General features: G+C 67.1%; 24 protein-coding genes. 8 read left to right on the top strand and 16 right to left on the bottom strand.

From position 1 onward, the window contains the following. The 3 genes from VD972_RS42130 to VD972_RS42140 form a co-directional block, all read right to left on the bottom strand. Positions 1-1,379 (bottom strand): tetratricopeptide repeat protein (locus VD972_RS42130; protein ID WP_324995160.1); only part of this gene is annotated, 1,379 nt, incomplete at its 3' end. 5 nt (positions 1,380-1,384) lie between these two features. Next, on the bottom strand, positions 1,385-2,686 hold the full coding sequence (locus tag VD972_RS42135) for a hypothetical protein (RefSeq protein ID WP_324995162.1): 1,302 nt from the start codon (positions 2,684-2,686) through the stop codon (positions 1,385-1,387). Between the two features lie 71 nt (positions 2,687-2,757). Then, complete coding sequence (locus VD972_RS42140) at positions 2,758-4,095, bottom strand: serine/threonine-protein kinase (RefSeq protein WP_324995164.1); 1,338 nt, start codon at positions 4,093-4,095, stop codon at positions 2,758-2,760. 211 nt (positions 4,096-4,306) lie between these two features. Here VD972_RS42140 and VD972_RS42145 point away from each other — a divergent pair, with 211 nt between their 5' ends. After that, entirely contained in the window at positions 4,307-5,182 is an 876-nt protein-coding gene (locus VD972_RS42145; RefSeq protein WP_324995167.1) for a GIY-YIG nuclease family protein, read from the top strand. Continuing rightward, positions 5,137-6,159, top strand: coding sequence for a trypsin-like serine protease (locus VD972_RS45660; protein WP_414654215.1), 1,023 nt, complete (start codon positions 5,137-5,139; stop codon positions 6,157-6,159). The genes VD972_RS42145 and VD972_RS45660 overlap by 46 nt, the downstream gene beginning before the upstream one ends. Positions 6,160-6,199: 40 nt before the next feature. Here the strand turns inward: VD972_RS45660 and clpP are convergent, their stop codons facing one another. Then, positions 6,200-6,802: an ATP-dependent Clp endopeptidase proteolytic subunit ClpP gene (gene clpP / locus VD972_RS42150; RefSeq protein ID WP_324995169.1), complete on the bottom strand. Its 603-nt coding sequence runs from the start codon at positions 6,800-6,802 to the stop codon at positions 6,200-6,202. A gap of 111 nt (positions 6,803-6,913) precedes the next feature. Here clpP and VD972_RS42155 point away from each other — a divergent pair, with 111 nt between their 5' ends. After that, positions 6,914-7,600 (top strand): phospholipase D-like domain-containing protein, encoded by a 687-nt coding sequence (locus VD972_RS42155; RefSeq protein ID WP_324995171.1) that lies wholly within the window; start codon positions 6,914-6,916, stop codon positions 7,598-7,600. Between the two features lie 6 nt (positions 7,601-7,606). Here the strand turns inward: VD972_RS42155 and VD972_RS42160 are convergent, their stop codons facing one another. Genes VD972_RS42160 through VD972_RS42170 form a run of 3 tightly spaced genes read right to left on the bottom strand, consistent with a single transcriptional unit; the run spans position 7,607 to position 10,954 of the window. Further along, on the bottom strand, positions 7,607-9,793 hold the full coding sequence (locus VD972_RS42160) for a xanthine dehydrogenase family protein molybdopterin-binding subunit (RefSeq protein ID WP_324995173.1): 2,187 nt from the start codon (positions 9,791-9,793) through the stop codon (positions 7,607-7,609). After that, positions 9,793-10,308 (bottom strand): (2Fe-2S)-binding protein, encoded by a 516-nt coding sequence (locus VD972_RS42165; RefSeq protein WP_324995175.1) that lies wholly within the window; start codon positions 10,306-10,308, stop codon positions 9,793-9,795. The genes VD972_RS42160 and VD972_RS42165 overlap by 1 nt, the downstream gene beginning before the upstream one ends. A 55-nt stretch (positions 10,309-10,363) precedes the next feature. Then, entirely contained in the window at positions 10,364-10,954 is a 591-nt protein-coding gene (locus VD972_RS42170; RefSeq protein WP_324995178.1) for an Isoquinoline 1-oxidoreductase subunit, read from the bottom strand. A 70-nt stretch (positions 10,955-11,024) separates the two neighbouring features. Here VD972_RS42170 and VD972_RS42175 point away from each other — a divergent pair, with 70 nt between their 5' ends. Beyond that, positions 11,025-11,450, top strand: a complete 426-nt coding sequence (locus tag VD972_RS42175) for a hypothetical protein (protein WP_324995180.1) — start codon at positions 11,025-11,027, stop codon at positions 11,448-11,450. A gap of 20 nt (positions 11,451-11,470) precedes the next feature. Here VD972_RS42175 and fumC read toward each other — a convergent pair whose 3' ends face one another. Continuing rightward, positions 11,471-12,868 carry a class II fumarate hydratase gene (gene fumC / locus VD972_RS42180; RefSeq protein ID WP_324995182.1) on the bottom strand — a complete coding sequence of 466 codons (1,398 nt, stop codon included), beginning with the start codon at positions 12,866-12,868 and terminating at the stop codon, positions 11,471-11,473. Between the two features lie 159 nt (positions 12,869-13,027). On the opposite strand from fumC, the gene VD972_RS42185 reads away from it, so the two are divergent. Then, entirely contained in the window at positions 13,028-14,491 is a 1,464-nt protein-coding gene (locus VD972_RS42185) for a hypothetical protein (RefSeq protein ID WP_324995184.1), read from the top strand. On the opposite strand, the gene VD972_RS42190 is transcribed toward VD972_RS42185, so the two are convergent. Further along, on the bottom strand, positions 14,488-15,057 hold the full coding sequence (locus tag VD972_RS42190; protein ID WP_324995186.1) for a Uma2 family endonuclease: 570 nt from the start codon (positions 15,055-15,057) through the stop codon (positions 14,488-14,490). The genes VD972_RS42185 and VD972_RS42190 overlap by 4 nt on opposite strands. A 56-nt stretch (positions 15,058-15,113) precedes the next feature. Then, positions 15,114-15,473, bottom strand: coding sequence for a PspC domain-containing protein (locus tag VD972_RS42195; RefSeq protein WP_324995188.1), 360 nt, complete (start codon positions 15,471-15,473; stop codon positions 15,114-15,116). Between the two features lie 267 nt (positions 15,474-15,740). On the opposite strand from VD972_RS42195, the gene aceB reads away from it, so the two are divergent. Then, positions 15,741-17,366 (top strand): malate synthase A, encoded by a 1,626-nt coding sequence (gene aceB / locus VD972_RS42200; protein ID WP_324995190.1) that lies wholly within the window; start codon positions 15,741-15,743, stop codon positions 17,364-17,366. A 29-nt stretch (positions 17,367-17,395) separates the two neighbouring features. Further along, complete coding sequence (gene aceA / locus VD972_RS42205; RefSeq protein ID WP_324995192.1) at positions 17,396-18,682, top strand: isocitrate lyase; 1,287 nt, start codon at positions 17,396-17,398, stop codon at positions 18,680-18,682. Between the two features lie 31 nt (positions 18,683-18,713). On the opposite strand, the gene VD972_RS42210 is transcribed toward aceA, so the two are convergent. From VD972_RS42210 to VD972_RS42235, 6 genes are all read right to left on the bottom strand, one after another. Continuing rightward, positions 18,714-19,292, bottom strand: coding sequence for a DUF2378 family protein (locus tag VD972_RS42210; protein WP_324995193.1), 579 nt, complete (start codon positions 19,290-19,292; stop codon positions 18,714-18,716). A gap of 47 nt (positions 19,293-19,339) precedes the next feature. Next, positions 19,340-19,795: a hypothetical protein gene (locus tag VD972_RS42215; RefSeq protein WP_324995195.1), complete on the bottom strand. Its 456-nt coding sequence runs from the start codon at positions 19,793-19,795 to the stop codon at positions 19,340-19,342. A 67-nt stretch (positions 19,796-19,862) separates the two neighbouring features. Then, positions 19,863-20,108 (bottom strand): hypothetical protein, encoded by a 246-nt coding sequence (locus tag VD972_RS42220; RefSeq protein WP_324995197.1) that lies wholly within the window; start codon positions 20,106-20,108, stop codon positions 19,863-19,865. An 88-nt stretch (positions 20,109-20,196) separates the two neighbouring features. Then, positions 20,197-20,547 carry a hypothetical protein gene (locus VD972_RS42225; protein ID WP_324995199.1) on the bottom strand — a complete coding sequence of 117 codons (351 nt, stop codon included), beginning with the start codon at positions 20,545-20,547 and terminating at the stop codon, positions 20,197-20,199. 16 nt (positions 20,548-20,563) lie between these two features. Next, positions 20,564-21,568: a radical SAM protein gene (locus VD972_RS42230; protein ID WP_324995201.1), complete on the bottom strand. Its 1,005-nt coding sequence runs from the start codon at positions 21,566-21,568 to the stop codon at positions 20,564-20,566. After that, a complete protein-coding gene (locus tag VD972_RS42235; protein ID WP_324995203.1) occupies positions 21,565-22,983 on the bottom strand; it encodes a hypothetical protein in 1,419 nt (472 codons plus the stop codon). The genes VD972_RS42230 and VD972_RS42235 overlap by 4 nt, the downstream gene beginning before the upstream one ends. 149 nt (positions 22,984-23,132) lie before the next feature. On the opposite strand from VD972_RS42235, the gene VD972_RS42240 reads away from it, so the two are divergent. Then, positions 23,133-23,576, top strand: a complete 444-nt coding sequence (locus VD972_RS42240) for a hypothetical protein (RefSeq protein WP_324995205.1) — start codon at positions 23,133-23,135, stop codon at positions 23,574-23,576. Positions 23,577-23,717 lie beyond the last annotated feature (141 nt).

A 23,717-nucleotide genomic window follows, 5' to 3' on the forward strand; every position in this document is an offset into this window, starting at 1 on the left:
CCGAGTACCTTCTCATCTATCGCCAACGCTCGCCGATAGTGCTCCAGCGCTCCCCCGTAGTCGCACTGATCATGGAGCGCATGACCAATGTTGTTCACACCAATGGCCACTGTGGGATGGTCCTTGCCGAGCGCCTTCTCCGCTATCGCCAGCGCTCGCCGGTAGTGCTCCAGCGCTCCCTCATAGTCGCCCTGCCTCTGGAGCACTAAGCCGATGTTGTTCACATTGGTGGCCACCGAGAGATGATCCTTGCCGAGCGCCGTCTCATTTATCGCCAGTGCTCGCCGGAGGTGCTCCAGTGCACCCGCGTAGTCGCCTTGGTCATGGAGAGCATAGCCGATGTTGTTCACGCCAATGGCCACCGTGGGATGGTCCTTGCCAAGCGCCTTCTCATCTATCTCCAGCGCTCGCCGGTAGTGCTCCAGCGCTCCCCCGTAGTCGCCCTGCGCATGGAGCGCACGGCCGATGTTGCTGATGAGCGCACTTTCCAGGTGACTGTCCCTGCCAACATCGGATTCCAGAGCTTCTCGACTGTAGCGAAGCGACAATTCCAGATTGGGCAGGTGCAGGTAAGCAAGCCCAAGGGCGAGTTTGAGTTCTGCCGCACTCCGTTCCTTCAGCACCACTTCCTCGGCCGACTTTTCAAAGAATCTCGCCGCCAGCCAGTAATTGCCCAACTCATAGAAATGGAGCCCTAGGGCGAACTGCACCAGCAGGAAGGGTTCCGTTGAGCGCAGCGTTGGCAGATCCAGATGCCCCAGACTTGCCAGATCCACTCCCCGCTCACTCCCTCGACGGAAGCTACGCTCCGAGCGATACAGCGTCGCCTTGGGACACACTGTATAGGGCTTCCCCGCATTCACCTCCATGTTACCGATCCGGTTCACACTGTTACTACCTGCGGAAATGTCTCCCACGCTCGTCGTGCTCTGGTTGTTCACCACGACGGGAGACATGACGTTGCAGAATGCCTGACCCCAGATCACCACATCCGCGTCGAGCTCCCGCGCCGCCGCCTCCGCCTGCTCGTGGTTCTCCAGGAAGCACGCCAGCCGCTCGATCTCCAGCGAGCCCTCGGGTATTTCGATGTCGAACTCCTGGGGGTTGCGCAGCACCTCTTCCTTGAAGACTTCCAGCGCCCGCGTCACCTGGGTTGACACCGTCTCCGAGAAGTTCGCCTCGGATCCAGCCGATGGTGCGCCATGGAAGTCAGCCACCAGGAAGTGGATCGCCTGCGGGTTCTTGAAGGGACTGGCTCCGAGCTTTTCCCCACACCGCCCTGTCTTCAGTGGCTCAACGGGTGGGAGCGGCTCATCACGCACGGACCTGGCACATCCAACTGCAATGAGCAGAACGGATGCAATGAAGCTCTTCCACACGGGCTTCACTCTCCCTTGTTGCCAGCTTCGAACACGCAGTTGTCGCCACAGGTCACGTCCCCTACTTGCGTGTCGGTCGAGCCTTCCCCCTTCACGTTACCTATCTTGAGCTTGGCGCCATCTCCTGCCTTGAGGTTGCCGATCTTCGTCTTCGTGGTGGACGCGCTCTCGACCGGCTGCTTGGACTCCGGAGCAGCAGTGGCCGACTGGAGCTGTGGATCCACGGCCGACTGCCGCTTTGGGCCACCCGACGATCGCGGCTTCTCCTCGGGAGCCACCTGATGGGCCGGGGAAGCAGGCTTGGTGTCGCCCTTCGAACCTGACTGCTCCGAGGCAATCGCAGCATTGGGTTTCGGCTCCTCGCTCCCACGCAGAGCCCCCCAGGCATTCACGCCGCTCCCAATGGCGGCAACTAACAGCGCAACTGCTGCTATGGCCATGACTCCAGGTCCTCGCCGTTTCTCCAACTCCAAGCCATGTTCGATGAAGTCCGCCATCACCGCCGAGGCGGCCCGTGACGCGAACTCATGGAAGCGGTCGTCCTTGAGCTCGTCTCCGAAGTCGGAGATCCCTCGGATCACCAGCCAGGGGAGCCCGCTCCGCTCGCAGGCCTCCATGAGGCCCACGGCCTCCATCTCCGCCACCTCGGTCTTTCCATGGAGCGAGCGGATCTCACGCAGCTTGCCTGGATCGCGGAGCAGCTTCTCCCCGCTCGCGAGCGTCGCCAGCTTCACCATTAGCCGTGTCGCGACATGCTCCTGATAGAGCGCCTCGTTCCCTGAAGACGGGAGAGGAAAGCTCCCTCCCCGCCGCTCGAAGCGCTCACGCAGGCGTGCTTCGTCCGGCCGGTAGTGCACCAGATCCTGCTGCACTCGATGGGAGACCGTCCGGATCTCCGGCCGTGGCTCGAGGTGGGGGTGCCCCTCGGGTGTGCGCGCCATGGCCGCTGGCTCGTAGGCGACGATCCGCTCCGAGAACACCACCTCGCCGATCCGGACCTTGTCCCTCATCCCGGCGGCGATCCCCATCAGCAGGACGAGCTGCGGGCGATACCGAGCGATGACATCCTGCACTGCGGCGGCGGAGAGAGCATTCCCTGCTCGGCCGAGGCACGTGAGGACGACCTCGTAGTCCCGTCGCGCCAGAGCAGAGCGAACCCTGCCTCGATAGGAGACGGTGCCGACCTCGTCCTTGAAGCGGGCGCTCTCGGCAATCCCCAGTGCATCACGTGCGGCAAACAGCTCCGGCGGGATGACCGTCAGGATCGCGATATCCACCTGGGAGGAGCCACTGAGCCGGTGCGTCACGAAGAGCCCTTCACGCTAAAGAATCCGCCACGTGAAGTGTACGCGTCGCCTTACTCCTTGTGCCACCCGTCTCACGGCGGATCCGAGGTGGGCGGAATCTGAGGATCGAAGGTGGGCAGATAACACCCCTGCTTCCACTCATAGATACGAGGTCCACAGGGTGGCTCCATATTGACCTGGAACACCCAGCACCCTCCGTTGATCTCGATCTCGCGTTTCCCACAGGGCGGCCTGCGCTGGCCTGGCAAAGGATTCTTCGACAGGTCGAGACTGAGCCCCTCCTGCTCCGACACAGGCAGCGAACCCTCCACGCGTGTTGCGCGCACTGCTTCCGCCATGCCCGCAGTTCCGGCATCCGGCTTGTCCTGACTTCTTGTCTCCTGCGCCACCGCCGTCGGCCCCTCCACAGGCTGAAAGTGCTGCATCCCCCCTGTATTGAGGGCCACCAACAGGCCTACGACCGCCGCAGAGAGCCCCAATCCCCACCCCAACATCCGGCGCGCCGGTACCCACCGCGTCGAGCCCACGGAAGAATCATCCGCTGCGCGCCGGGGAATCGAGGGAGCCCCTGTGCGCTCAGCGGTCTCCGTTATCTTCTCGAATGCCTGAGCGACAGTTCCCACACAACCTCGGGCTGCAGGGTCCTCCGCAAGCAACCGGCAGATGAGTGCTCCCAGCTCTGGGGACGTGCCTGACATGAGTTCGGGCGACACCCGTTCACCTGGCGGGTATGTGTCCGTGACCAGGCGCCACGCGGTCACCCCCAGCGCGTACACGTCATCGGCGGGGCCTGCCTCATAGCGGGGCTCGGCGCGGCGCCAGAACCTCTGCCGGTGGTGCAGGGCCTGGGGGCTCAAGTACTGCGGTGTGCCCAAAGGCTCCGCCTGCCGCGTCAGCGCGCGCGCTCCGGGATAGGTCCCCAAGCCGAAGTCCGTCAGCACCGCACGGCCTTCCTGGGTCACCAGAACGTTGTCGCCTTTGACATCCCGGTGCACTCCGCCCATGGCGTGCAAAGCCTCCAACGCTCGGGCCACCTGTGCCAACACCCGAGCTACCTGTTGAAAGCTGAGCTTGCGCTGCCGCGCCCACTCGTACAAGTGCACGCCCTCCACCCAATCCATGACCAGGAACGGGAAGGCTACCCCGTCGGCGGACGTCCACCACCCGCTGTCCCACAGCCGTGGCACGTGGGGGTGCACCAGGCGCGAGAGCAGCTCTACCTCTCGCTCGAAGCGCTCATCCCTGGGGTGAAGCGCCAACTTGAGCGCGAAGAGCCCAGCCTCTGGGTGCTCCGAGCGCTGCACGCAGTAGACGACGCCATAACTGCCCCGGCCGCCCCACCCCACCACGCGCCAGGCCCCCACCACCATGCCAGGAGCAAGAGCCGCCGGATTCCTCGCGAGTGGCACCTCCACAAGGCTCCTCCGGCCTCTATGAGAACTCTGGTCCCTCGCACGATCCTACCTCATGGGTTCCTGACGGGCCACCCACTCGGAAGGTCGATACCCGGTTGTGGCCTCGAACGGCGATGTGCGCGGCAGAAAGGGAGTGCCTCGCCCGCTCGCAGCCGGTAGGTTCTTCGTCTCCGACGCTCGCTGCTCCCTCAACGAGAGGCGCTTGATGCCTGGCAGGTCCGTTCGTCTCTTTCTCGTGGATGGCACTCCCCAGGGACTCCGCACCGCCGAGGTGGGAATGTGGACGGGGCAGGCCATGGTCGCCCCGCGCACCGAGCTCACGCGGCTGGGCAAGCGCGAGGAGATCCAGAACACCGGAGTCTACGTGCTGGTCGGGCCCTCGGAGGATCAGTCGTCCGAGACAGCGGTCTATGTCGGTGAGGCGGACGACGTCTGGGCCCGTCTCACGAACCACGCTTCGAACAAGGACTTCTGGACCTGGGTGGTCGTGTTCGTCTCGAAGGACGACAACCTCACCAAGGCTCACGTTCGATGGCTGGAGGCCCGCCTCGTCCAGGAGATTCGCGCGGCGAAGCTCGTGCATCTCATGAACGGGAACGAGCCGGGTGGTGGTCGACTCCCCGAGGCCGATGAGGCCGACATGGAGACGTTCCTCGAGAACGTGCGGCTCCTGCTGCCCGTCCTCGGGCTCAACGTGTTCACTTCCGTGACTGGAAATCCGAAGAGCGGCTTACGCCTGCGGCTCACCTGGGACAACGCCACGGCCGACTGCATCGTGAAGGAGGGAGTTTTCATCGTCCAGAAGGGCTCCACCGCCCGGAAGAAGAATGTCGACTCTCTCCAGCCCAGCTACCAGAACATGCGTAAGCGCCTGACTGAGAGCGAGGTGCTGATACCACAAGGGCCGGATCTACTGGTCTTCACTCAGGACTTCGTCTTCGAGTCCCCCACCGCAGCCGCCGTCGCAGTTGCCGGGACGAGCCTGAACGGGCGCGATATGTGGAAGGTCGCCTCAACTGGAGAGAGCTACAAGGAGTGGCAGCAGAGGCAAGTCGCCGGTGCACCGGGCGCAGAGGACTGACCTTGGACAGGCTCCGCGTTGTCTCCCTTGTTCTCGCGGCGTGGCTGGCTGCCGGGGGTTGCTCCGAAAACCCCGCTCCCCCTGTCGATCCTCCGGGAGAGCATCGCGCCGAGACGCCCCCCCCAGGGACGGATGGTGGTCGTCTTCACTCGGGGGAACTGGCGTTCCTGCCTTTCGATGGAAGCCTGCTCGAGCTCATCGGCGAGAGGGACACCGACAACCGCTATGCCTCGACGGTCATGGTCCAGGCGGATGAGCCAGCGCTGGGGCTCTCCTGCAACGGGGTGCTCCTCCATCCTCGGCTCGTCCTGACGGCGGGGCACTGCGTGTGCCCTCGGCAAAGCACGGGCTCTCCAAACGGCACAGAGAGGGTCACCATCGACGGCTCGGGCTGCGCAAAGCATGCGCAAGTGACCGCTGTTCTTTCCGCGCCAGTCGAAGGCTCTTCCAGGCCAGCGTTGCGGATCAGCAGCCAGAGAGGGCAAGTGAAATCGCACCCGGAGCTCAAGATCCTCTTCGACACTCGAGGAGACGTGGAGATGAGCCATGCGGATCTTGCGGTCGTTGTCCTGGAGAAGCCAGTCCAGCTCGGGATCTCTCCTGCGTCACTGACGGACACCGAGGCCCAAGCCGGTGAACTCCTGCTCATGGCTGGCTACGGGCATGAGCGGGATGTGGGGGGGATCTTCGGGACTCGCTATTTCAAGAAGGGAAGAGTCACGAAGGCGCCTATTCCTCCAGATGGACGAATCCTTTACGACTCCCAAGGGGTCCACTTCAACACGGGCTACAGGGGTGGGCCCTGCTTGCGAGAGAATGCCAAAGGCCGCTTGCTCGTTGGGGTCGTGGGGCTGGGTAAGGATGCGGAGATGTCGTGCACGAGCACCTCCCTCTACAGTCCTTGGCTGCTCACTCACCTCCAGCCTCTCCCTGCCGCGCGCCTGAAAGAGGGCGCAGAGCCTGCCCCTCCTCCATGAACGTGCAGAACGTCCGCCTCTCCGAGAGGCGATGCGTTCCTTACGTCTTGTTGGCCAGCGGCACGCCTGGCTTCACCACCACCTCGTCGATGATGCCGTACTGCCGGGCATCCTCGGCGCTCAGGAAGTAGTCGCGCTCCGTGTCCTTCTCGATGCGCTCGATGGTGTGGCCCGTGTGCTTCACCATCAGCCCGTTGAGGTAGGCCTTCAGGCGCAGGATCTCCTTCGCCTGGATCTCGATGTCCGTCGCCTGCCCCTGCGCCCCGCCCAGCGGCTGGTGGATCATGATGCGAGCGTTCGGCAGCGCGTACCGCTTGCCCTTCGAGCCCGCCAGCAGCAGCAGCGCCGCCGCCGACGCCGCCTGCCCCACGCAGATTGTCGACACCGGGCACTTCACGTACTGCATCGTGTCATAGATGGCCAGGCCCGCTGTCACCACGCCACCCGGTGAGTTGATGTAGATGTTGATGCCCTTGTCCGGGTCCTCGGACTCCAGGAACAGCATCTGGGCGACAATGACGTTGGCCACCTCGTCATTGATGGGCGTGCCCAACATGATGATCCGGTCCTTCAGGAGCCGGCTGTAGAGGTCGTACGCCCGCTCGCCGCGGTGCGTGGTCTCGATGACAAAGGGGATGTTCATGACCCCCCTACCCTAATCCCCCATGGGCCCGCACGCTCGTCTGTTCTTCACAGAGCGTACGCTGCGTTACGATCCGGCCCCTCTCCCGCCCCCCAGGTCGGAAGCACCCCCATGAACGCCTCCGAGATCGACGACATCCTCACCGCCACCCTGGCGGACCGGCAGCTCACCCGCTCCGAGCGCCGCGCCCTCCAGGCCGTCCTGGACGACAGGCGGGCAAGCGAGGCCGTGCTCGCCCTGTTCCGCTCCCGCGCCTTCGCCCTCGCCCGGGAGTCGGTCACCGACCCGCGCGCCCGCCAGGTTATCTCCTGGCTCGAGGAGACCGTCCAGGCCCTGCTGCCCACCCGGCGCGTCCCCGAAGGCTCGCGCACGGAGACGCACTTCTCCCCCGGCGACGGCCCCCTGCGCGCCATCGTCAAGCTCATCGAGGAGGCGCGCGGCTCCATCGATGTATGTGTCTTCACGGTGACGGATGATCGCCTGACGCGAGCCCTGCTGGACGCTCACCGGAGGGGCGTCCGGGTGCGCGTGGTGAGCGACGATGACAAGGCGCACGACCCGGGCTCGGACATAGACCGCCTGCGCGACGCCGGCCTCCCTGTCCGCCTGGACCGTACCGAGTCCCACATGCATCACAAGTTCGCACTCTTCGACCGGATGCGCCTGCTCACCGGCAGCTACAACTGGACCCGATCCGCCGCGGACGTGAACCACGAGAACGTGCTCATCTCGGAGGACCCGCGCCTCGTCCAGCCCTTCTGCCGTGCCTTCGATGACCTCTGGGCCGCGCTGGAGTAGGCCCGCTCACGAGGTGGAGTCCAGCGTCAGCGGCAGGTCGCGCAGCCGCTTCCCCGTGGCCGCGAAGACGGCGTTGGCCACCGCGGGTGCGATCACCGGAACACCCGGCTCGCCAATGCCCGTGGGCGGCGCCTCGTTGTGGCGGATGTACGCTTCAATCTTCGGGCTCTCGTGCATGCGCAACAGCTCGAAGTCGTGGAAGTTGCGCTGCTGCACGCGGCCGTTCTCGAAGGTGATCCGGTGCTTGAGCGCCGCTGACAGCCCGAACACCGCCGCGCCCTCGAGCTGAGACTCCACCAGGTTCGGGTTGATGACGCGCCCGCAGTCGGCCGCCATGACGATGCGGTGCACCCGGATCGCCGCATCCTCCACGGAGACCTCGGCCACCGCGGCCACGTAGCTGTCGAAGCTCTTGTGCACGGCCACGCCACGGAAGCGGCCCTCGGGCAGCGGCGTGCCCCAGCCCGCCTTCTCCGCGACGAGCTCCAACACCCAGCGGTGCCGGTGCTGGTACTTGAGCAGCTCGCGGCGGAAGGCCACCGGATCCTGCCCAGCCGCATGCGCGGCCTCGTCTACGAAGCACTCGGTGGCGAAGGCCGAGTGGGAGTGCCCCACGCTGCGGTAGAACGTCACGGGCACTCCTGTCTCGTGGCGGATGAAGTCCACCGCCACGTGGGGAATGCCATAAGGCAGGGTGTCGGCGCCTTCTACGGCCGTCTCGTCCTCCGACGAGAGGGCGGGCACCGCGATGCCCGCCACCATGCTCTTCACGAAGCCCGGAGCGCCAGCGAACATGGTGCGCACCCAGTCTTTCCCCACCGCACCCAGGATCGACTGCGTCACCACCGCATGCTTCCACGCCACCAGGCGGCCCTGCCCGTCGAGCGCCCCCTGCACCCGATGCGTGGCCGCAGGCCGGTACGGCGAGTGCCGCATGTCGTCCTCGCGGCTCCACACCACCTTGACCGGCTTGCCCACCGCCCGCGAGACCTCCACGGCCTCGAGCGCATATTCCGCTGAGAGCCGCCGACCAAAGCCACCCCCAATCCAGGTCTGGTGGATGACGATGTCGTCGCCGCCGTAGCCGAGCAGGCACTTCACCTTCTCATGCAGCAGTCCCGGGCTCTGCGTGGGGGCCCACACCTCGCACTTCGAGGAGGTGACATGCGCCGTGGCGTTCTGGGGCTCCAGCGGCGCGTGGGCCAGGAAGGGCGCGGTGTACTCGGCCTCCAGCACGCGGGCGGCCTTCCCAAGCGCCGCGTCCACGTCTCCCGTGGAGCGCACACGCTCGCCACCGCCCTCCCTGGCCAGCTTGCGGTGCGTCTCCAGCAGGGCCGCCGTGGAGAAGCCCGCAAGCGGCCCCTCCTCCCACTCGGCCTTCACCTGAGCGGCCGCCTGCCGAGCATGCCAGTACGTCTTCGCCACCACCGCCACGCCCGAGGGGATCTGCACCACGTGCTCGACGCCGGGCATGGCCTTCGCGGCCGCTGCGTCGAAGGACTTCACCTTGCCCCCGGGCACCGGGCACCTCACGACGACGGCCGCGCGCGCCTCTGGCACCTTCACGTCGATCCCAAAGATGGCGGAGCCATCCACCTTCGCCGCGGCATCGAGGCGCTGCACGGACTTTCCGATGACACGAAAGTCCCGGTCCTTGAGGGTCACTTCGGGCACAGAGAGGCGCGCGGCCGCCTCGGCGAACTGTCCGAAGCGCCCAGAGCGCTTCGTGGGTGCATGAAGGATGGCACCGTCCTCTGCCACGCACTCCGATCTGGGCACACCCCAGCTCCGTGCCGCTGCCTCCCGCAGCATCTCGCGCGCCGTGGCACCGGCCATGCGGTAAGGCTCCCAGCCCGCCGAGGTGGACTTGCTCCCTCCCGTTACCTGCAAGCCCATGAGCGGGTTGTCGTAGCGCCGGTCCGCGGGAGCAAACTCCACCACCAGCTTCGCCGGATCGATGCCCAGCTCCTCAGCGATGAGCTGGGCGTGGGAGGTCGCCACGCCCTGGCCCATCTCCACGTAGGCCAGGATGAAGGTGACGACGTCATCGGAGGTGATGCGCAGGAAGGCGTTGGGCTCGAAGGCCACGGGCGTGGCCGCCGCGTGCGCCGAGGGCATGGACACCTCGACGAGGAGCCCGCCCCCCACGGCCAGCCCCGCCTTGAGCAATGCCCGCCGGGAGAGTGTCGCCATCAGTGTCCCTCTTTCGGCTCGGCCACGCCGATGGCGGCCTTGAGGTCCACGCGCTCCTGCTTCGCCAGCTCCGAGGCCCGGTGGATGGCGGCACGGATGCGCGGGTAGGTGCCACAGCGGCAGAGATTGCCCGCCATCACCGCGTCAATGTCCTCGTTCGTGGGCTCCGGCTGGGCCGCGAGGAGCGCCGAGGCCGACATGATCTGCCCGGACTGGCAGTAGCCGCACTGAGGCACGGAGAGCTCCATCCACGCCCGCTGGCAGGGGTGCTTCACTCCGCCCTGGGCCAGTCCTTCGATGGTGGTGATGCGCTGGCCAGCCAGTGTGCCCACGGGCATGACGCAGGAGCGCGTGGCGATGCCGTTGACATGCACCGTGCACGCTCCGCACAACGCCGCCCCGCACCCGAACTTCGTCCCCGTCATACCGGCCACCTCGCGCAGCACCCACAGCAGCGGCATGTCCTCTGGGACGTCGAGCTCTCTCTCGACACCGTTGATCACGAGCTTCACCATGGTTGCGTTTCCTCGAGGACGACTCGGTCCGGGGCTCATGTGAGACGGTAGGAGACTACTTGGACGGGGTGGGCGCGACGGACGGCGGTGTCGCGGGTTTCTGCGGCGCCAGAGGGTGCTGAGGGCAGGGGGCACCGGCGGCAAGCCAGGCGTCCACGCGTCGGACGAACTCCTCATGCGAGAGCGGTGGCACGCTGCGCCCTTCTCCTGGAGAGAAGCCCCACTTGACGATGGCATCCTCCGCCATGTGGGCCCGCAGCTGCTCGAGCGTTCGGTTGCCGTTGGCGGTGGGATCCTTGAGCTGCTCGCAGAGCTGCTGGGGCGTGCGTTTCTCGAAGACCATGGGCACGCGCGCGGAGGGCATGTTCCAGTGTGGAGCCCCCGGCGGCAGGTCGGCCCCTGGCACCGCCTTGCCAGGGTGGCACGTGGTGCAGGCATGGCCCAGCTGCTCGATGCGCCGGCTCACATTCTGCTTGTGGAAGAGCTGCGTGTCCTTCTGGAGCGGACGCTCGCCTGCCGGGTGGCAGTTCATACAGCGGGGGTGCTGCAGCACCTTGGCCACGTCGTCGAAGGGGTGACTCCCGGCCTCAGGGCTCGTGGGAGTCTGGGTCACCGCGATGAGCACCAGCGTCGAGAGCAGCGGCATCCCCACTCTATATCAGCGCTGTGCGCGCAGGAGTATGGAGGGCATCCTCGGAATGGGGTAAGTTCAGCCCATGTCACGCGCTGCGCTGATCATGGTTCTGGGCCTGGGCCTGTTCGCAGGCTGCTACGGCCCCAAGAGCGATCCCGAGGGCACGGTGAAGTCCTTCTACTCCGCGATCGAGGCGGAGGAGTGGATGACCCTGCACGAGATGATTGACCCCGAGAGCCTGCAGAAGTCGGGCGGCCCCGGCCGCGCCGCGGCCTTCTACTACAGCATCTACCAGGACATTCAGGACCTTGACCTGACCATCGAGGAGTCGCTCGTCACACGCCCGGACGAGACCGCGGTGGTGCGGTTCAAGTGCACAGCCACCTTCCGTGCGCTCGGCGAGATGCCGCACGACAACGACTGCTCGGACACCCTCTCGCTGAGGTACCACGACGGGAAGTGGTACATCATGATTCCGGGAACCGAGGGGCTGCGCCCGAAGATCTAGGAGCGCTCGCACACCCTGTCCTACAGGTTGCCGATCATCTTCTCCGGGCGAACCCACTGATCGAACTGCTCGGCCGTCAGCAGCCCCAGCTCCACGGCGGCCTCCTTCAGCGTCTTGCCCTCCTTGTGCGCCTTCTTGGCGATCTTCGCCGCATTGTCGTAGCCGATGTGCGGGTTAAGCGCCGTCACCAGCATCAGCGAACGCTCCAGGTTCTCCTTCAGCCGCGGGAGGTTCGGCTCGATGCCCGCCGCGCAGTGCACGCGGAAGCTGCGCATCCCATCCGCCAGCAGCCGGCAGCTCTGCAGGAAGTTGTGGACGATCAGCGGCTTGAAGACGTTCAGCTCGAAGTTCCCCGAGGCCCCTCCCACGGTGATGGCCACGTCGTTCCCCATCACCTGTGCGCACAGCATCGTCAGCGCCTCGGACTGCGTGGGGTTCACCTTGCCCGGCATGATGGAGCTGCCCGGCTCGTTCTCCGGAAGGGTGAGCTCGCCAAGCCCCGAGCGCGGCCCTGAGGCCAGCCACCGCACGTCGTTGGCGATCTTGAAGAGCACCACCGCCAGCCCCTTGAGCGCCCCGTGCATCTGCACCAGCGCGTCATTGGCGGCCAGCGCCTCGAACTTGTTGGGCGCCGTCACGAAGGGGTGCCCCGTCAGCCGGGCGATCTCCTGCGCCACCCGCTCGGCGTAGCCCCTGGGCGCGTTGAGCCCCGTGCCCACCGCCGTGCCACCCAGCGCCAGCTCGTACAGGTGCGGCAGCGTGCGCTCGAGGTGGCTGCGCGCGTGCTCCAGCTGCGCCACGTACCCGCTGAACTCCTGCCCCAGCGTCAGCGGTGTGGCGTCCTGCAGGTGGGTGCGCCCGACTTTCACGATGTCCCGGAAGGCCTCGGCCTTGCGCGCCAGCACCTCCCGAAGCTCCTGCAGCTCGGGGAGCACGTTGCCTGCCACCGCCTGCGCCGCCGCCACGCTCATCGCCGTGGGGAACACATCGTTGGAGCTCTGCCCCTTGTTCACGTCATCGTTCGGGTGCACCCGGCGGCCCTCGCCCCGCTCTCCGCCCAGCAGCTCCGAGGCGCGGTTGGCCAGCACCTCGTTGCAGTTCATGTTCGTCTGCGTGCCGCTGCCCGTCTGCCACACCCGCAGCGGGAACTCCTCGTCATGCTGGCCCGCGAGCACCTCGTCCGCCGCCTTCACGATGGCCTCGCCCTTCTGCTTGTCGAGCGTGCCGTTCTCCACGTTCACCAGCGCGGCCGCCTTCTTCACCAGCACCAGCGCAAGGACGAGCGCTGGGGGCATCCGCTCGGTGGAGATGTCGAAGTTCTGACGGCTGCGCTGCGTCTGCGCACCCCAGAGGTGATCGGCCGGCACTTCGATGGGGCCGAAGCTGTCCTTCTCGATGCGAACGTTCTTCGTGCTCACGGGCAGGTCTCCTGTACCGGCGCGTACCACGGAACCTCCCCCTCCGCCCGAAGCTGCCCGGACGTTGCCGGGTGCAAAACAACCCGCCAGATGAGCATTTCCAGCTTTGATTGATTTCCAATAGAACGCGAGGCCCCCCTATCGATAGGACGAGGCCCCATGAACCTCCTTCGCATGCTCGGTGCAGGCCCGCTGCTGCTGCTCTCGCTGGTGGTGCTGGCCCGGCCCGCGCTCGCTGCGGGTCCTCAGGGCATCCAGGCCGGCGCGCCCATCGACGACGCGGGCAACATCCTGCTCACGGACGCAGTGGCCAACGCGCTGGCGAGCACTGGCGCCGGGTTCGTCCGCGTCAACTTCCGGCTGGGGCCGTACCCCTCGGACACTGCGGCGTTCTACAGCACCTACGACACCCTCGTGAACCGGCTGCGCTCCAAGGGCCTCCAGGTGGTGGGCCTGCTCTCGAATGAGTCCTGGCATGGCTCGCAGGCGCAGTGGCACGAGGGCAACCGCGAGAACACCGGCGGCAACGGCTACAACGACTACATCGATCAGTTCGGCTACATGGCCGGCCGGGTGGCTGCCCATTTCAACGGACGCATCAAGCACTGGGAGATCTGGAACGAGCCCAACTGCTACTCCAGCTCGCCCTCACCGGGCGTCTTCGTGGGCTGTTCCTACATCTACCCGTCCAACTTCGCCGCGCTGCTGGGCCACGCCTACACGCAGATGAAGTACTACAACGTGCTCAACGTCCAGGTGATCAGCGGCGGGCTGCTGAGCCACAACCTCTATGGCAACAATGCGGAGAGCGCTGGCGCCAACTACCTCTCGAACACCTATTGGATGGGCGTCAACGTCGGCTCGTGGAGCTGGATCCGGGCGAACGCCGGGAGCTACCCGCTCGATCACATCGGCCACCACCTGTACGTGGACCAGGGAGGCGCCGTCAGCACCGCCACGCTCAACCAGTACCTAGGCTGGATCCGCAGCGCGTACGTCGCCTATGAGGGCAGCGGCACCCCGAAGAAGATCTTCGAGACGGAGCTCGGCTGGCCCACCGACGCGGTGAGCGAGAGCGTGCAGGCGAGCAACATCACCGCCGCGTACAACGTGATGCGCGGAACCTCGTACGTGGCCTCGGCCTTCTGGTTCTACCTGCAGGACTCGCCGGGGTTGAACTTCGGCCTCTACCGCTCCTCGGGCCTGGGGACCGCGAACCGCAAGCCGGGCTGGACGAACTTCAACACCGCGACGAGCTACGAGGGGCGCTACTCCAACCTCACCGTCCACACGGGCATCCGGGACTACTTCAACAGCCACGGCGGCCTGGCCACCAACGGCTCGCCCTACGACAACGGTGGGACGCCCTGGGTCCACTCCTGGGACTACGGCTACGTGCAGGACCTCGACGGCGGCGCCATCGGACCCAACGCCATCTTCAGCAGCGCCTCAGGCACCTTCCAGGTACGCCACGGCTTCTGGACCACGTACCTGCAGGGCAGCAACCACACCCGTCTCAAGTTCCCCACCAGCGACGAGTTCGCCTCGGGCTCGGGGACACGCCAGAACTTCCAGGGTGGCTACATGACCTGGGACCCAGCAAACGGCGTCCGCGTCTTCTAGCGCAGCCAGAGCGCGCCGAGCTCCAACCCGAGCGCCTCGAAGGGCTCGGCGCGCACCCTCTGCGAGGCCTCATGCACGCTGAGCAGGGACCAGGCCTCCTCCTCGTAGCGGTAGACCTCCAGCGTCTGAAAATCGGGATCCACCAGCCACACGTGCTCCACGCCTGCGTGCGCGTAGGCCAGCATCTTGCTGCCCCGATCGAGCGCCATCGTCTCGGGTGAGAGCACCTCGCAGACCCAGTCCGGAGCCAGCGTCATCACCGTCACGTCCGGCAGCTCCGGCAGCCGCTCGCGGCGCCAACCCGCCAGGTCTGGAACGACGACCTCGCCTCCCACCAGGTGAAGCTCGGGCGCGAAGAGCAGCAACCAGCCCCCCGGCCCGCCTTGCCCTCTCACGAAGGGCCCCAGCAGCTCCCCCAGGAGCGCAGAGGCCGCCAGCGTCTGCACCACCCGCGGCCGGGGGCTGTCTACCAGCTCGCCCCCGATGATCTCCGCCACCAGATTCGAGGGGAGCACTCCCAGGGCCGGGTAGGTCTCATCCAGCTTCAAGACAGGGCGAGCAGGCATGGCTACAGCATGCCCCCTACCTGTCACATTCTCAAGCCTCTAGGTGACCTGGCAGGTCAGACCCGGCGCTCGACCTTGGGCTCGGCCGTGCCCTCGGCCGGCCCCGTCAGCCACGCCACGAACCGCTGCACAGGCGCCTTGCCAATGGCCGACGGCGGTGTGAAGGCCCAGAGCAGCAGGTAGACCCCCAGCGCGCTTCCCCCGGACACCGCCAGGGCGATGACGAAGGCCACCCGCAGCAGCGCCACATCCATCCCGAACTGACGGCTCAGCGCCAGGCACACGCCCAGCAGCGCCCGCCCCTCACCCCCTCGGTGCATCACCGCGCCCGGCTGCACGGCGCGGCACTGAGGGCACCTCGTCGCCTCGTCCCGCAGCTCCATCGCGCAGGCTGCACAGCGCTTCGTGGTGTCCATGTCGTCTAGTCCTTTCGTACGAGCCGGGCGTGCCTTGTCGATCCCAGCGCCCATTCCTACCTACGCAGACCTGCCTCGTTCCATTGCACCTCCCCCCCCCAGCTCGCTCCCTCGGAAGTTTGCTGATTTACAAGTTATCTGGACAACTTGTTCACGGGCTTACAAGCAAGCAGGCACTCTTTTCACAGCTGCTTCCCTCTTCCCTCTAGCGTATCCATTTTCCACTCCGCGAGCGGCTTTTACAACGCGACACGTCAAGGAGTGCGAATGCGAGACCCCGTGTCCTCCCCGAAGCCACCGACCCTTGGCCCCGGCGTGGTGCTCAAGGGCGTCTGGAGCCCGGACTACGCGCCCGTGCTCACCCCCGAGGCGCTCGAGTTCGTCGCCAGGCTCACCCGGATGTTCGGTGACCGACGCAAGGCGCTGCTGGCCCGCCGCCAGGAGCGACAGGCCGCCTTCAACCGCGGCCACCGTCCCCACTTCCTCCCGGAGACGAAGGCCGTCCGCGAGGGGGACTGGAAGGTGGCGCCGCTGCCCAAGGAGCTGCTCGACCGGCGCGTGGAGATCACCGGCCCGGTGGAGCGCAAGATGATCATCAACGCGCTCAACTCGGGCGCCAACGTCTTCATGGCGGACTTCGAGGACGCCAACAGCCCCACCTGGGACAACGTGGTGCGCGGGCAGCTCAACCTGATGGACGCCGTCCGCCGGGAGATCACCTACACCGCCGAGAACGGGAAGCACTACGCGCTGAATGAGAAGACGGCGGTGCTCTTCGTCCGGCCTCGCGGCTGGCACCTGCCCGAGCGCCACGTGGAGGTGGACGGTCAGCCCGTGCCCGGCGCCTTCTTCGACTTCGGCCTCTTCTTCTTCCACAACGCCAAGGAGCAGCTGGCCCGCGGCACCGGCCCCTACTTTTACCTGCCGAAGATGGAGAGCCACCTGGAGGCCCGGCTGTGGAACGACGTGTTCCTCATGGCCCAGAGCGAGCTGGGAATCCCTCGCGGCACCCTCAAGGCCACCGTGCTCATCGAGACGCTGCCGGCGGCCTTCGAGATGCACGAGATCCTCTACGAGCTGCGCGAGCACTCGGCGGGCCTCAACTGCGGCCGCTGGGACTACATCTTCAGCTTCATCAAGAAGCTCCAGGCGGACCCGGCCTTCCTGTTGCCCGATCGCTGCCAGGTGACCATGGACAAGGGTTTCCTGGATGCCTACTCGCGGCTGCTCATCCAGACGTGCCACCGGCGCGGCGTCCACGCCATGGGCGGCATGGCCGCCTTCATCCCCATCAAGGGGGATCCCGCCGCCAACGAGACCGCGCTGGCCAAGGTGCGCGCCGACAAGCTGCGCGAGGTGAAGAACGGCCATGACGGCACCTGGGTGGCCCACCCGGGCCTGGTGCCGCTGGCGCGCGCCGTGTTCGACGCCCACATGAAGGGGCCGAACCAGCTCGACACCCTGCGCGAGGACGTGAAGGTGGGCCAGGCGGAGCTGCTCGCCGTGCCCCCAGGCACCCGGACGGAAGAGGGCCTGCGCCACAACATCCTCGTGGGCGTGCAGTACATGGCCGCCTGGCTCGAGGGGATGGGCTGCGTGCCGCTCTACAACCTCATGGAGGACGCGGCCACCGCGGAGATCTCCCGCGCCCAGGTGTGGCAGTGGATCCACCAGCGCGCGACGTTGGAGGACGGGCGGCGCGTCACGGTGGAGCTGTTCCGCCAGGTGCTGGCCGAGGAGCTGGCCCAGCTGCAGAAGGAAGGCGCGCCGGAGCGCTTCGGCGCCGAGCGGTTCGCCCAGGCCTGCCAGCTCTTCGAGCATCTGTCCACCGCGCCCACCTTCGAGGACTTCCTCACCCTTCCGGCCTACGAGGCCCTGAACCCGCAGTACTGAAGTGCATCCACGCCGAGAGGAGCTTGCGCATGTATGACGCCACCGCTGCCAGTCCTGATTCTTCCCCTCACGCGAAGCTCCATGCTCGGCGCTTCGAGGGGATCGTCCGCAACTACACCGAGAAGGACGTGGAGAAGCTCCGCGGCTCCATCCGCATCAGCTACACGCTGGCGGACATGGGCGCGAGGCGCCTGTGGGAGCTGCTGAACACGGAGGACTACGTGGCTGCGCTGGGGGCCCTCACCGGCAACCAGGCGGTGCAGATGGTGCGCGCGGGCCTGAAGGCCATCTACCTGTCTGGCTGGCAGGTGGCGGCGGATGCCAACAGCGCCGGGCAGATGTATCCGGACCAGAGCCTCTACCCGGTGGACAGCGTCCCCACCGTGGTGCGCCGCATCAACGCCTCCCTGCGCCGCGCGGATCAGATCGAGCACGCCGAGGGCCGGAGTGAGCGGTACTGGTTTGCGCCCATCATCGCCGACGCCGAGGCGGGCTTTGGCGGCCCGCTCAACGCCTTCGAGCTGATGAAGTCGATGATCGAGGCGGGCGCGGCGGGCGTGCACTTCGAGGATCAGCTGGCCAGCGAGAAGAAGTGCGGCCACATGGGCGGCAAGGTGCTGGTGCCCACCAACCAGTTCATCCGCACGCTGACGGCGGCGCGGCTCGCGGCGGACGTCATGGGCGTGCCCACGCTGGTGGTGGCTCGCACGGACGCCGACAGCGCCAAGCTGCTGATGAGCGACGCGGACGAGTACGACCGCCCCTTCATCGACAAGAGGGCGGAGCGCTCGGCCGAGGGCTTCTACCGGCTCAAGGGCGGGCTGCAGTGCGCCATCGCTCGCGGCCTGGCCTACGCGCCCTATGCGGACGTGGTGTGGTGCGAGACGAGCACCCCGGACCTGAAGCAGGCGAAGCAGTTCGCCGAGGCCCTCCACGCGAAGTACCCGGGCAAGCTGCTGGCGTACAACTGCTCGCCGTCCTTCAACTGGAAGAAGAACCTGGACGACGCGACCATCGCGAAGTTCCAGCGCGAGCTGGGCGCCATGGGCTACAAGTTCCAGTTCGTCACCCTGGCCGGCTTCCACGCGCTCAACTACGCCATGTACGAGCTGGCGCGGACGTACAAGGACCAGGGCATGACCGCGTACTCGGCGCTGCAGCAGCGCGAGTTCGCCTCGGAGAAGGACGGCTACACCGCCACGCGCCACCAGCGCGAGGTGGGCACCGGCTACTTCGACCAGGTGGCCGAGGTCATCTCCGGTGGCTGCTCCAGCACCCTGGCCCTGAACGAGTCCACCGAGGCGCACCAGTTCTAGCGCAGGCGCGCGGTCGTCAGGGGCCCCGAGCTCATTCCCAGCGGACGTCGAAGTCCGTGTCCTCGGGGCCCTTCCGCTCGAACGTCATGCTCATCTTCATGATGCCCATGACCTCGAAGGAGGCCTCGCAGAGGCCCTGGTAGAACTCGGGGGCGATGGGCACGCCGCGGAAGTGGATCTTCCAGTGGCGCGGCCCCACCTCCTTGGAGGTGCGCTCGCCGAAGTTGCTGTTGCGCCCCATGAAGTCGCCCATCTTGCGCATCAGCCGCTCCGGCCCCATCAGGTTCAGCGCCTTGAGCTGGATGTTCCCCAGCAGCGTCTGCCGGTAGCCGTGGAGCATGCGCATCCCCACGCTCCGGATGCCCTCGGGCCGCGGCTGGGTTCCGAAGAAGCGGCGCGCCAGCCACTCGATCAGCGCGATGTACCGGTCCACCGGCACCTCGAGAGGGAGGCCGCCCTTGGCGCCCAGCAGCTCGAGGACCTCCGTCATCTCCGCGGAGCTGGCGCCCACGCCGAAGCCACGCAGCAGGCCCTCGACGGCGCTGTGCTTGAAGGCCCGTGCATTCTTGTCCGGTGGCTGCTGCTTCAGCGATGGCCGCTGTTCCATCATCCGCCCTGGGTGAGACCTCTGCTCGGACTATACCCCGGCGCCCCGCGTCACTCGTACCAGGTGGGGACGATTCGCGGGATGGCCGACTCCGCCGCAATGCGGCAGACCTTCTCCCAGGCCGCATCCGTCAGCGCATCGGTGTCGCCGACGCACTCGTGGTCTGGACGGGTATCGAAGAAATAGAGTGTCTCTCGCTCCGTGTCACAGCCCGCCCGTCCACTCCCTCCGCCTGACTTGCGGAGCTCCGGCACCAGGTTGTGGAGCCGCTCCAGGAGCTGCCGGTCCTCCTTCGGCACGCAGAACTCGAGCGAGCCATCGCTGAGGCATCCCGTGGCTTGGGTGAACCTCAGCTTCGCGATCGGGCAGGAACCTCCCGGCTGCTGAGCGGAGGGCGTCTCGGCGGGTGTCTCTTCTGGCACCACGGGCGTGTCACCCGTGGGCGCTGCGGAGGTGCACCCGAGGAGCGCACGGAAGACGAGCAGGGACGAGACGAACCAGCGCACCCGGACAACCTCCTAGTGGACTCGGAGAGCCTACTCCCACGCGCCTCTCCCAGGGTGCTCCGCGTGTTCATGCCTTCTTCTGGCGGTCGCTCTCCTCGTTGTACGCATCGCGCTGGCCGCGCTGCACGTTACCGGAGCCGTCATAGGGTCTCCCCACCTCCGTCCGCTGGCCGCCGTTCTGCTCCGTGACGTCGTTCAGCGCCTCCCGCCTCCCCTCCGCGGGCACCCGCTCCCCGTCCTCCTCGGGATCCTTCTGCTTCGCCGGGTCCACGGGGATGCCCACACTGCGCTGCTTCCACTCCTTCGGGTCCATGCTCGCTCCTCCGAGGTCTCGTTCGCCGCCTCCCTCAAAGGTGCGACCGGAACAGCCTCGGACAGCGAGGGCCCGCAGGCCCACTCGCTCAGTTCAGGAGCGGGGGCTTCGACCTGGACCTCGGTGGCGGTGGGCTCGCCTGCATCAGCTCCAGCCCCTGCCGCGTCAGCAAGAAGCGCACCACCCCCGAGCCTCGCTCGGTGTCGATCTCCGCCTCGAAGGCCGGGCCTGTGATGCTGCCCAGGTGGACGTCCTTGCCCAGGCTGCGCACCTTGCCCGAGATGAGGTCGCCCGCCACCTGACCCACCGAGTCACCTCGCTGGTAGAGCTCATATGCCGTCTGGTGCAGCGTCATCGCCAGCGTCGGTGTCAGCGGCTGCGTGCTGAAGAGGACCGAGATGAGCGTCCAGTAAGGGGGGGACTGATCTTCGTCGGCCATTGCCATCGCATCCTAATCAAGCGCGCCCGCGCGCGCGTGGCTGTCTTCGCTGGACGATCTGCTCCGCGAGCGCCGCTTGCTGCTTCCAGTGCCCGTAGAGCCGCCCCTGCGAGGCCAGGCGCTCCAGCCGGCGCTGCGTCTCCTCGTCCACCTTCCCCGCCGGCGCATCCCGGTACGGTGTCCCCGGCAGCGGCATGGACGTGTGCCCGTGCACCCGCGCCCCCAGCTCCGATAGCTGCTCCATCAGCCGGATCGTCGCGTCGACATCCTCCCGCTCCTCGCCCGGCATCCCCAGGATGAAGTCCACGTTCGGCAGGAAGCCCGCCTCCAACGAGATCCGCACCGCCCGCACCACCGCCTCCGTGTCATGCCCCCGGTGGCTGCTCTTCAGGATGCGCTCGGAGCCGGACTGCCCGCCGATGTTCAGGAACGGCGTCTGGCAGAACCGGCACGCGTAGATGCAGCCCCGGGTGATCTCAATGGCCCCGAACTTCCCGTGCTCCGCCGCGAAGGGTGGGAACGCATCCAGGTCCACCACGCCCTCGCCCCGTCCGTTCTGCACCACGCGCCCCTCCTCCAGCCGCGCCATCCCCCGTGTGCCCCTGGGATCCTCACCCCGCTTCAGCCGGTGCAGCAGCTCGCGCAGCAGGTGCTCGCCCTCTCCCACTGCCACCAGGTCGAAGCCCGCCCGCAGCGTCTGCTCCGTCTCCGCCGTGGCGTGCACGCCGCCCGCGATGCAGAGCACCTGCCGGCCCTCCAGCCGCTCACGCACCCAGGTCAGCTCCGCCGCCGCGGCGCCGAAGCTCGCCGAGTAGAACGACCATGCCGCCACCACTGTGTACCCCTCATCCGCGCACTGGCGCAGCGTGGCCAGCAGCGTCTCGCGATCCCGGGGGAAGTGGAGGGGCACGTCCGCCAGCGCTGCGTCCGACTCGACGGCGCCCGCCAGCACCGTGAAGGCGTACTTACCCGGGTACTGGTAGCTCAGGACGAGCGCGACCTTCCCGTTGGAGACCGTCATGCCCCGGGCCCGATGCGCTGCGCCGCGAACCTCGAGGCGTCCGTGTTCGGATACCGGTGGACGATGTAGCGGAAGACGCTCTGGGCTCGCGTGGGGTCCTTCATGCGCTCGGCACACAGGCGGGCCAGGAGCACCAGCGCCTGCGGAGCCACGGGCGAGTCCGGTGCCACGTCCGCCGCGGTCTCGAAGGCCTTGGCCGCCAGGCCGAAGTCCCCACTGCTGGCCGCCGCCCGTCCCACGAAGAGGTGCTGCTCCGGCGCCAGCCCCGAGAAGGCGGAGGACGCCAGCCCCTTGTAGGCCTCGACCGCGCCCGCCGCATTCCTCGCGGTGACGGCATCCGCCACCGCCCTCAAGGCGTCACCCAGAGCCGGCGCCGCGGCACTCGCCGCGACCGCTCCGCCAGACTCGAGCACCGCCGCCATCCGCGACTCGACACCACTCCTCACTGCTGGAGCGCTCGGCTCCCGAGCCTTGCCCGGCAGCCGTCCCTGGGGACGGGCTCCCGGGAGCACGGGCTCGTAATAGTCCGGGTCGTGGCCGTAGCCCACCTTGTCCCCATGCACGTAGAGGAGCAGCCCCAGCATGTGAGACATGAAGAAGGGCATGACCAGGGTGAGCATCTCTGGGAGGAGGCTCGAGACGATGGGCACCCCGGTCCCGCTCAGCAGGCCTCCCAGGACTTCGACCCCGAACTCGATGCCCAAGGACACTCCCACCACGCCCAGGGCGATGAAGTAGTCGCTGCCCAGCTTGAAGACCCAGCCCACCAGCGCCACCGGGTTGAGCAGGTGGATGAAGGAGGTGTCCGTCGCGGCCACCATGAAGGCGATGGGCCCATAGAAGAGCCCCCACCCGAGGATGAGGAGGAAGAGAGGGTCCAGGAGGAGCGGCGTGCTGGCGACGTCTTCCTCTCCCCCTCTCCCGAACACCGCGTAGAGCACCGCGGGCAACCACACGTAGGAGGTGCTGACGATCCCTCGAATGAGCGGACGGATGATGTCCGAGAGAGAGGAGAAGTCCGGCACGTCCAGCTCTGCGCCCCGCGCCGCCGAGAGGAAGACGTAGAAGAAGTAGGCCCAAGTGGCTCCCGCCGAGAGGACCCAGCCAATGAGGCCTCCCACCCAGCCCATGAGGGTGCAGAAGGCCCCGAGCGCCAGGATCGACAGCAGGGTGGAAGGTCGCAGCATGAAGCGCACCGAGTCCACCAACCGCGACGCGTAGGAGCGGTGCGAGCGGTGGAGCCTCAGTGCAATGGCGCGGCCTCCGCAGCGCGAGCAGGACTCCACCGAGGCCGTGCCGTACTTCTCCTCTGAGACGCACTGGGGACACAGGGAGGAGCCGCACGCGTCACAGGTCCAGCCCGCAAGGGCCGCCGGGTGCGTCCAGCACCGAGCAACAGAAGTGGGAGCTGCCATGGGCCGCGGAGCCTACACCGACCCGCCATTCCTCCCAAACCCCTGAAATGCCTGGGGAAAAGAGGATCGCAACTCCAGGGCCTTCCTGGCGGATAATAAGGTGGGAAGCCGATCTGTGATCCAGCCCGGATTCCGTCTCTGGAGGAGTCATGCACATCAACAACCTGGGCGGCGCGCGGTTGCCCGTCACCACCACCGCGGGCAGTACCACCCAGACTGCTCGGACCAGCTTCGGCTCGCTCGTGCAGGGAAGCGCTGCCGCCTCCACCGCGGGCCGCGCGGGCCTCACGGGCTCCAGCGTCATCGCCTCGGCGATCTCGTCGAACTCCGGCGGCGCCCAGGGGTTCGGCGCGCCCTACCTGCAGGCCATGTCGTCGGGTGTGCCGGGTGTGGGCGGTAACGCCTCCACCCCCACCCAGGGCCAGGCGCCGGCTACCGGCGTGGGCTCAGAGTTCAACGGTGAGCTCGCCGCCATGTCCGAGCAGCAGGAGGGGCAGAAGGCGATGAAGGAGCTCATCAAGATGTCGCTGATCTCCTTCGTCAACAGCACCTTCGCCATGGGGCAGAACCGCCCGAAGGCCGACGACTGGTAGACCGCTGTCCCACGCAGCGCAGGCGCTCGCGGCCCGTCACTCTCCGACGAGCCGCTGGAGCGCCTCCCAGCACGCGCGCACGTGCCGCTCCTCCGTGCGCGCGGCGCCAATGGCCATGCGCAGCACGTACCGCGAGGGAGC

This window comes from Hyalangium sp., assembly GCF_035629615.1.
Classification (GTDB): Bacteria; Myxococcota; Myxococcia; order Myxococcales; family Myxococcaceae; genus Hyalangium.

Bases quoted from the DNA above. Each gene is read 5' to 3' on its own strand.
- aceB (WP_324995190.1), top strand. From the start codon at position 15,741: ATGCGAGACCCCGTGTCCTCCCCGAAGCCACCGACCCTTGGCCCCGGC.
- VD972_RS42220 (WP_324995197.1), bottom strand. From the start codon at position 20,108: ATGGACCCGAAGGAGTGGAAGCAGCGCAGTGTGGGCATCCCCGTGGAC.
- VD972_RS42170 (WP_324995178.1), bottom strand. From the start codon at position 10,954: ATGCCGCTGCTCTCGACGCTGGTGCTCATCGCGGTGACCCAGACTCCC.
- VD972_RS42235 (WP_324995203.1), bottom strand. From the start codon at position 22,983: ATGGCAGCTCCCACTTCTGTTGCTCGGTGCTGGACGCACCCGGCGGCC.
- VD972_RS42225 (WP_324995199.1), bottom strand. From the start codon at position 20,547: ATGGCCGACGAAGATCAGTCCCCCCCTTACTGGACGCTCATCTCGGTC.
- VD972_RS42210 (WP_324995193.1), bottom strand. From the start codon at position 19,292: ATGATGGAACAGCGGCCATCGCTGAAGCAGCAGCCACCGGACAAGAAT.
- VD972_RS42190 (WP_324995186.1), bottom strand. From the start codon at position 15,057: ATGCCTGCTCGCCCTGTCTTGAAGCTGGATGAGACCTACCCGGCCCTG.
- VD972_RS42160 (WP_324995173.1), bottom strand. From the start codon at position 9,793: ATGGCGACACTCTCCCGGCGGGCATTGCTCAAGGCGGGGCTGGCCGTG.
- VD972_RS42185 (WP_324995184.1), top strand. From the start codon at position 13,028: ATGAACCTCCTTCGCATGCTCGGTGCAGGCCCGCTGCTGCTGCTCTCG.
- VD972_RS42230 (WP_324995201.1), bottom strand. From the start codon at position 21,568: ATGACGGTCTCCAACGGGAAGGTCGCGCTCGTCCTGAGCTACCAGTAC.
- VD972_RS42240 (WP_324995205.1), top strand. From the start codon at position 23,133: ATGCACATCAACAACCTGGGCGGCGCGCGGTTGCCCGTCACCACCACC.
- VD972_RS42165 (WP_324995175.1), bottom strand. From the start codon at position 10,308: ATGGTGAAGCTCGTGATCAACGGTGTCGAGAGAGAGCTCGACGTCCCA.
- aceA (WP_324995192.1), top strand. From the start codon at position 17,396: ATGTATGACGCCACCGCTGCCAGTCCTGATTCTTCCCCTCACGCGAAG.
- VD972_RS42145 (WP_324995167.1), top strand. From the start codon at position 4,307: ATGCCTGGCAGGTCCGTTCGTCTCTTTCTCGTGGATGGCACTCCCCAG.
- VD972_RS42155 (WP_324995171.1), top strand. From the start codon at position 6,914: ATGAACGCCTCCGAGATCGACGACATCCTCACCGCCACCCTGGCGGAC.
- VD972_RS42175 (WP_324995180.1), top strand. From the start codon at position 11,025: ATGTCACGCGCTGCGCTGATCATGGTTCTGGGCCTGGGCCTGTTCGCA.
- clpP (WP_324995169.1), bottom strand. From the start codon at position 6,802: ATGAACATCCCCTTTGTCATCGAGACCACGCACCGCGGCGAGCGGGCG.
- VD972_RS42195 (WP_324995188.1), bottom strand. From the start codon at position 15,473: ATGGACACCACGAAGCGCTGTGCAGCCTGCGCGATGGAGCTGCGGGAC.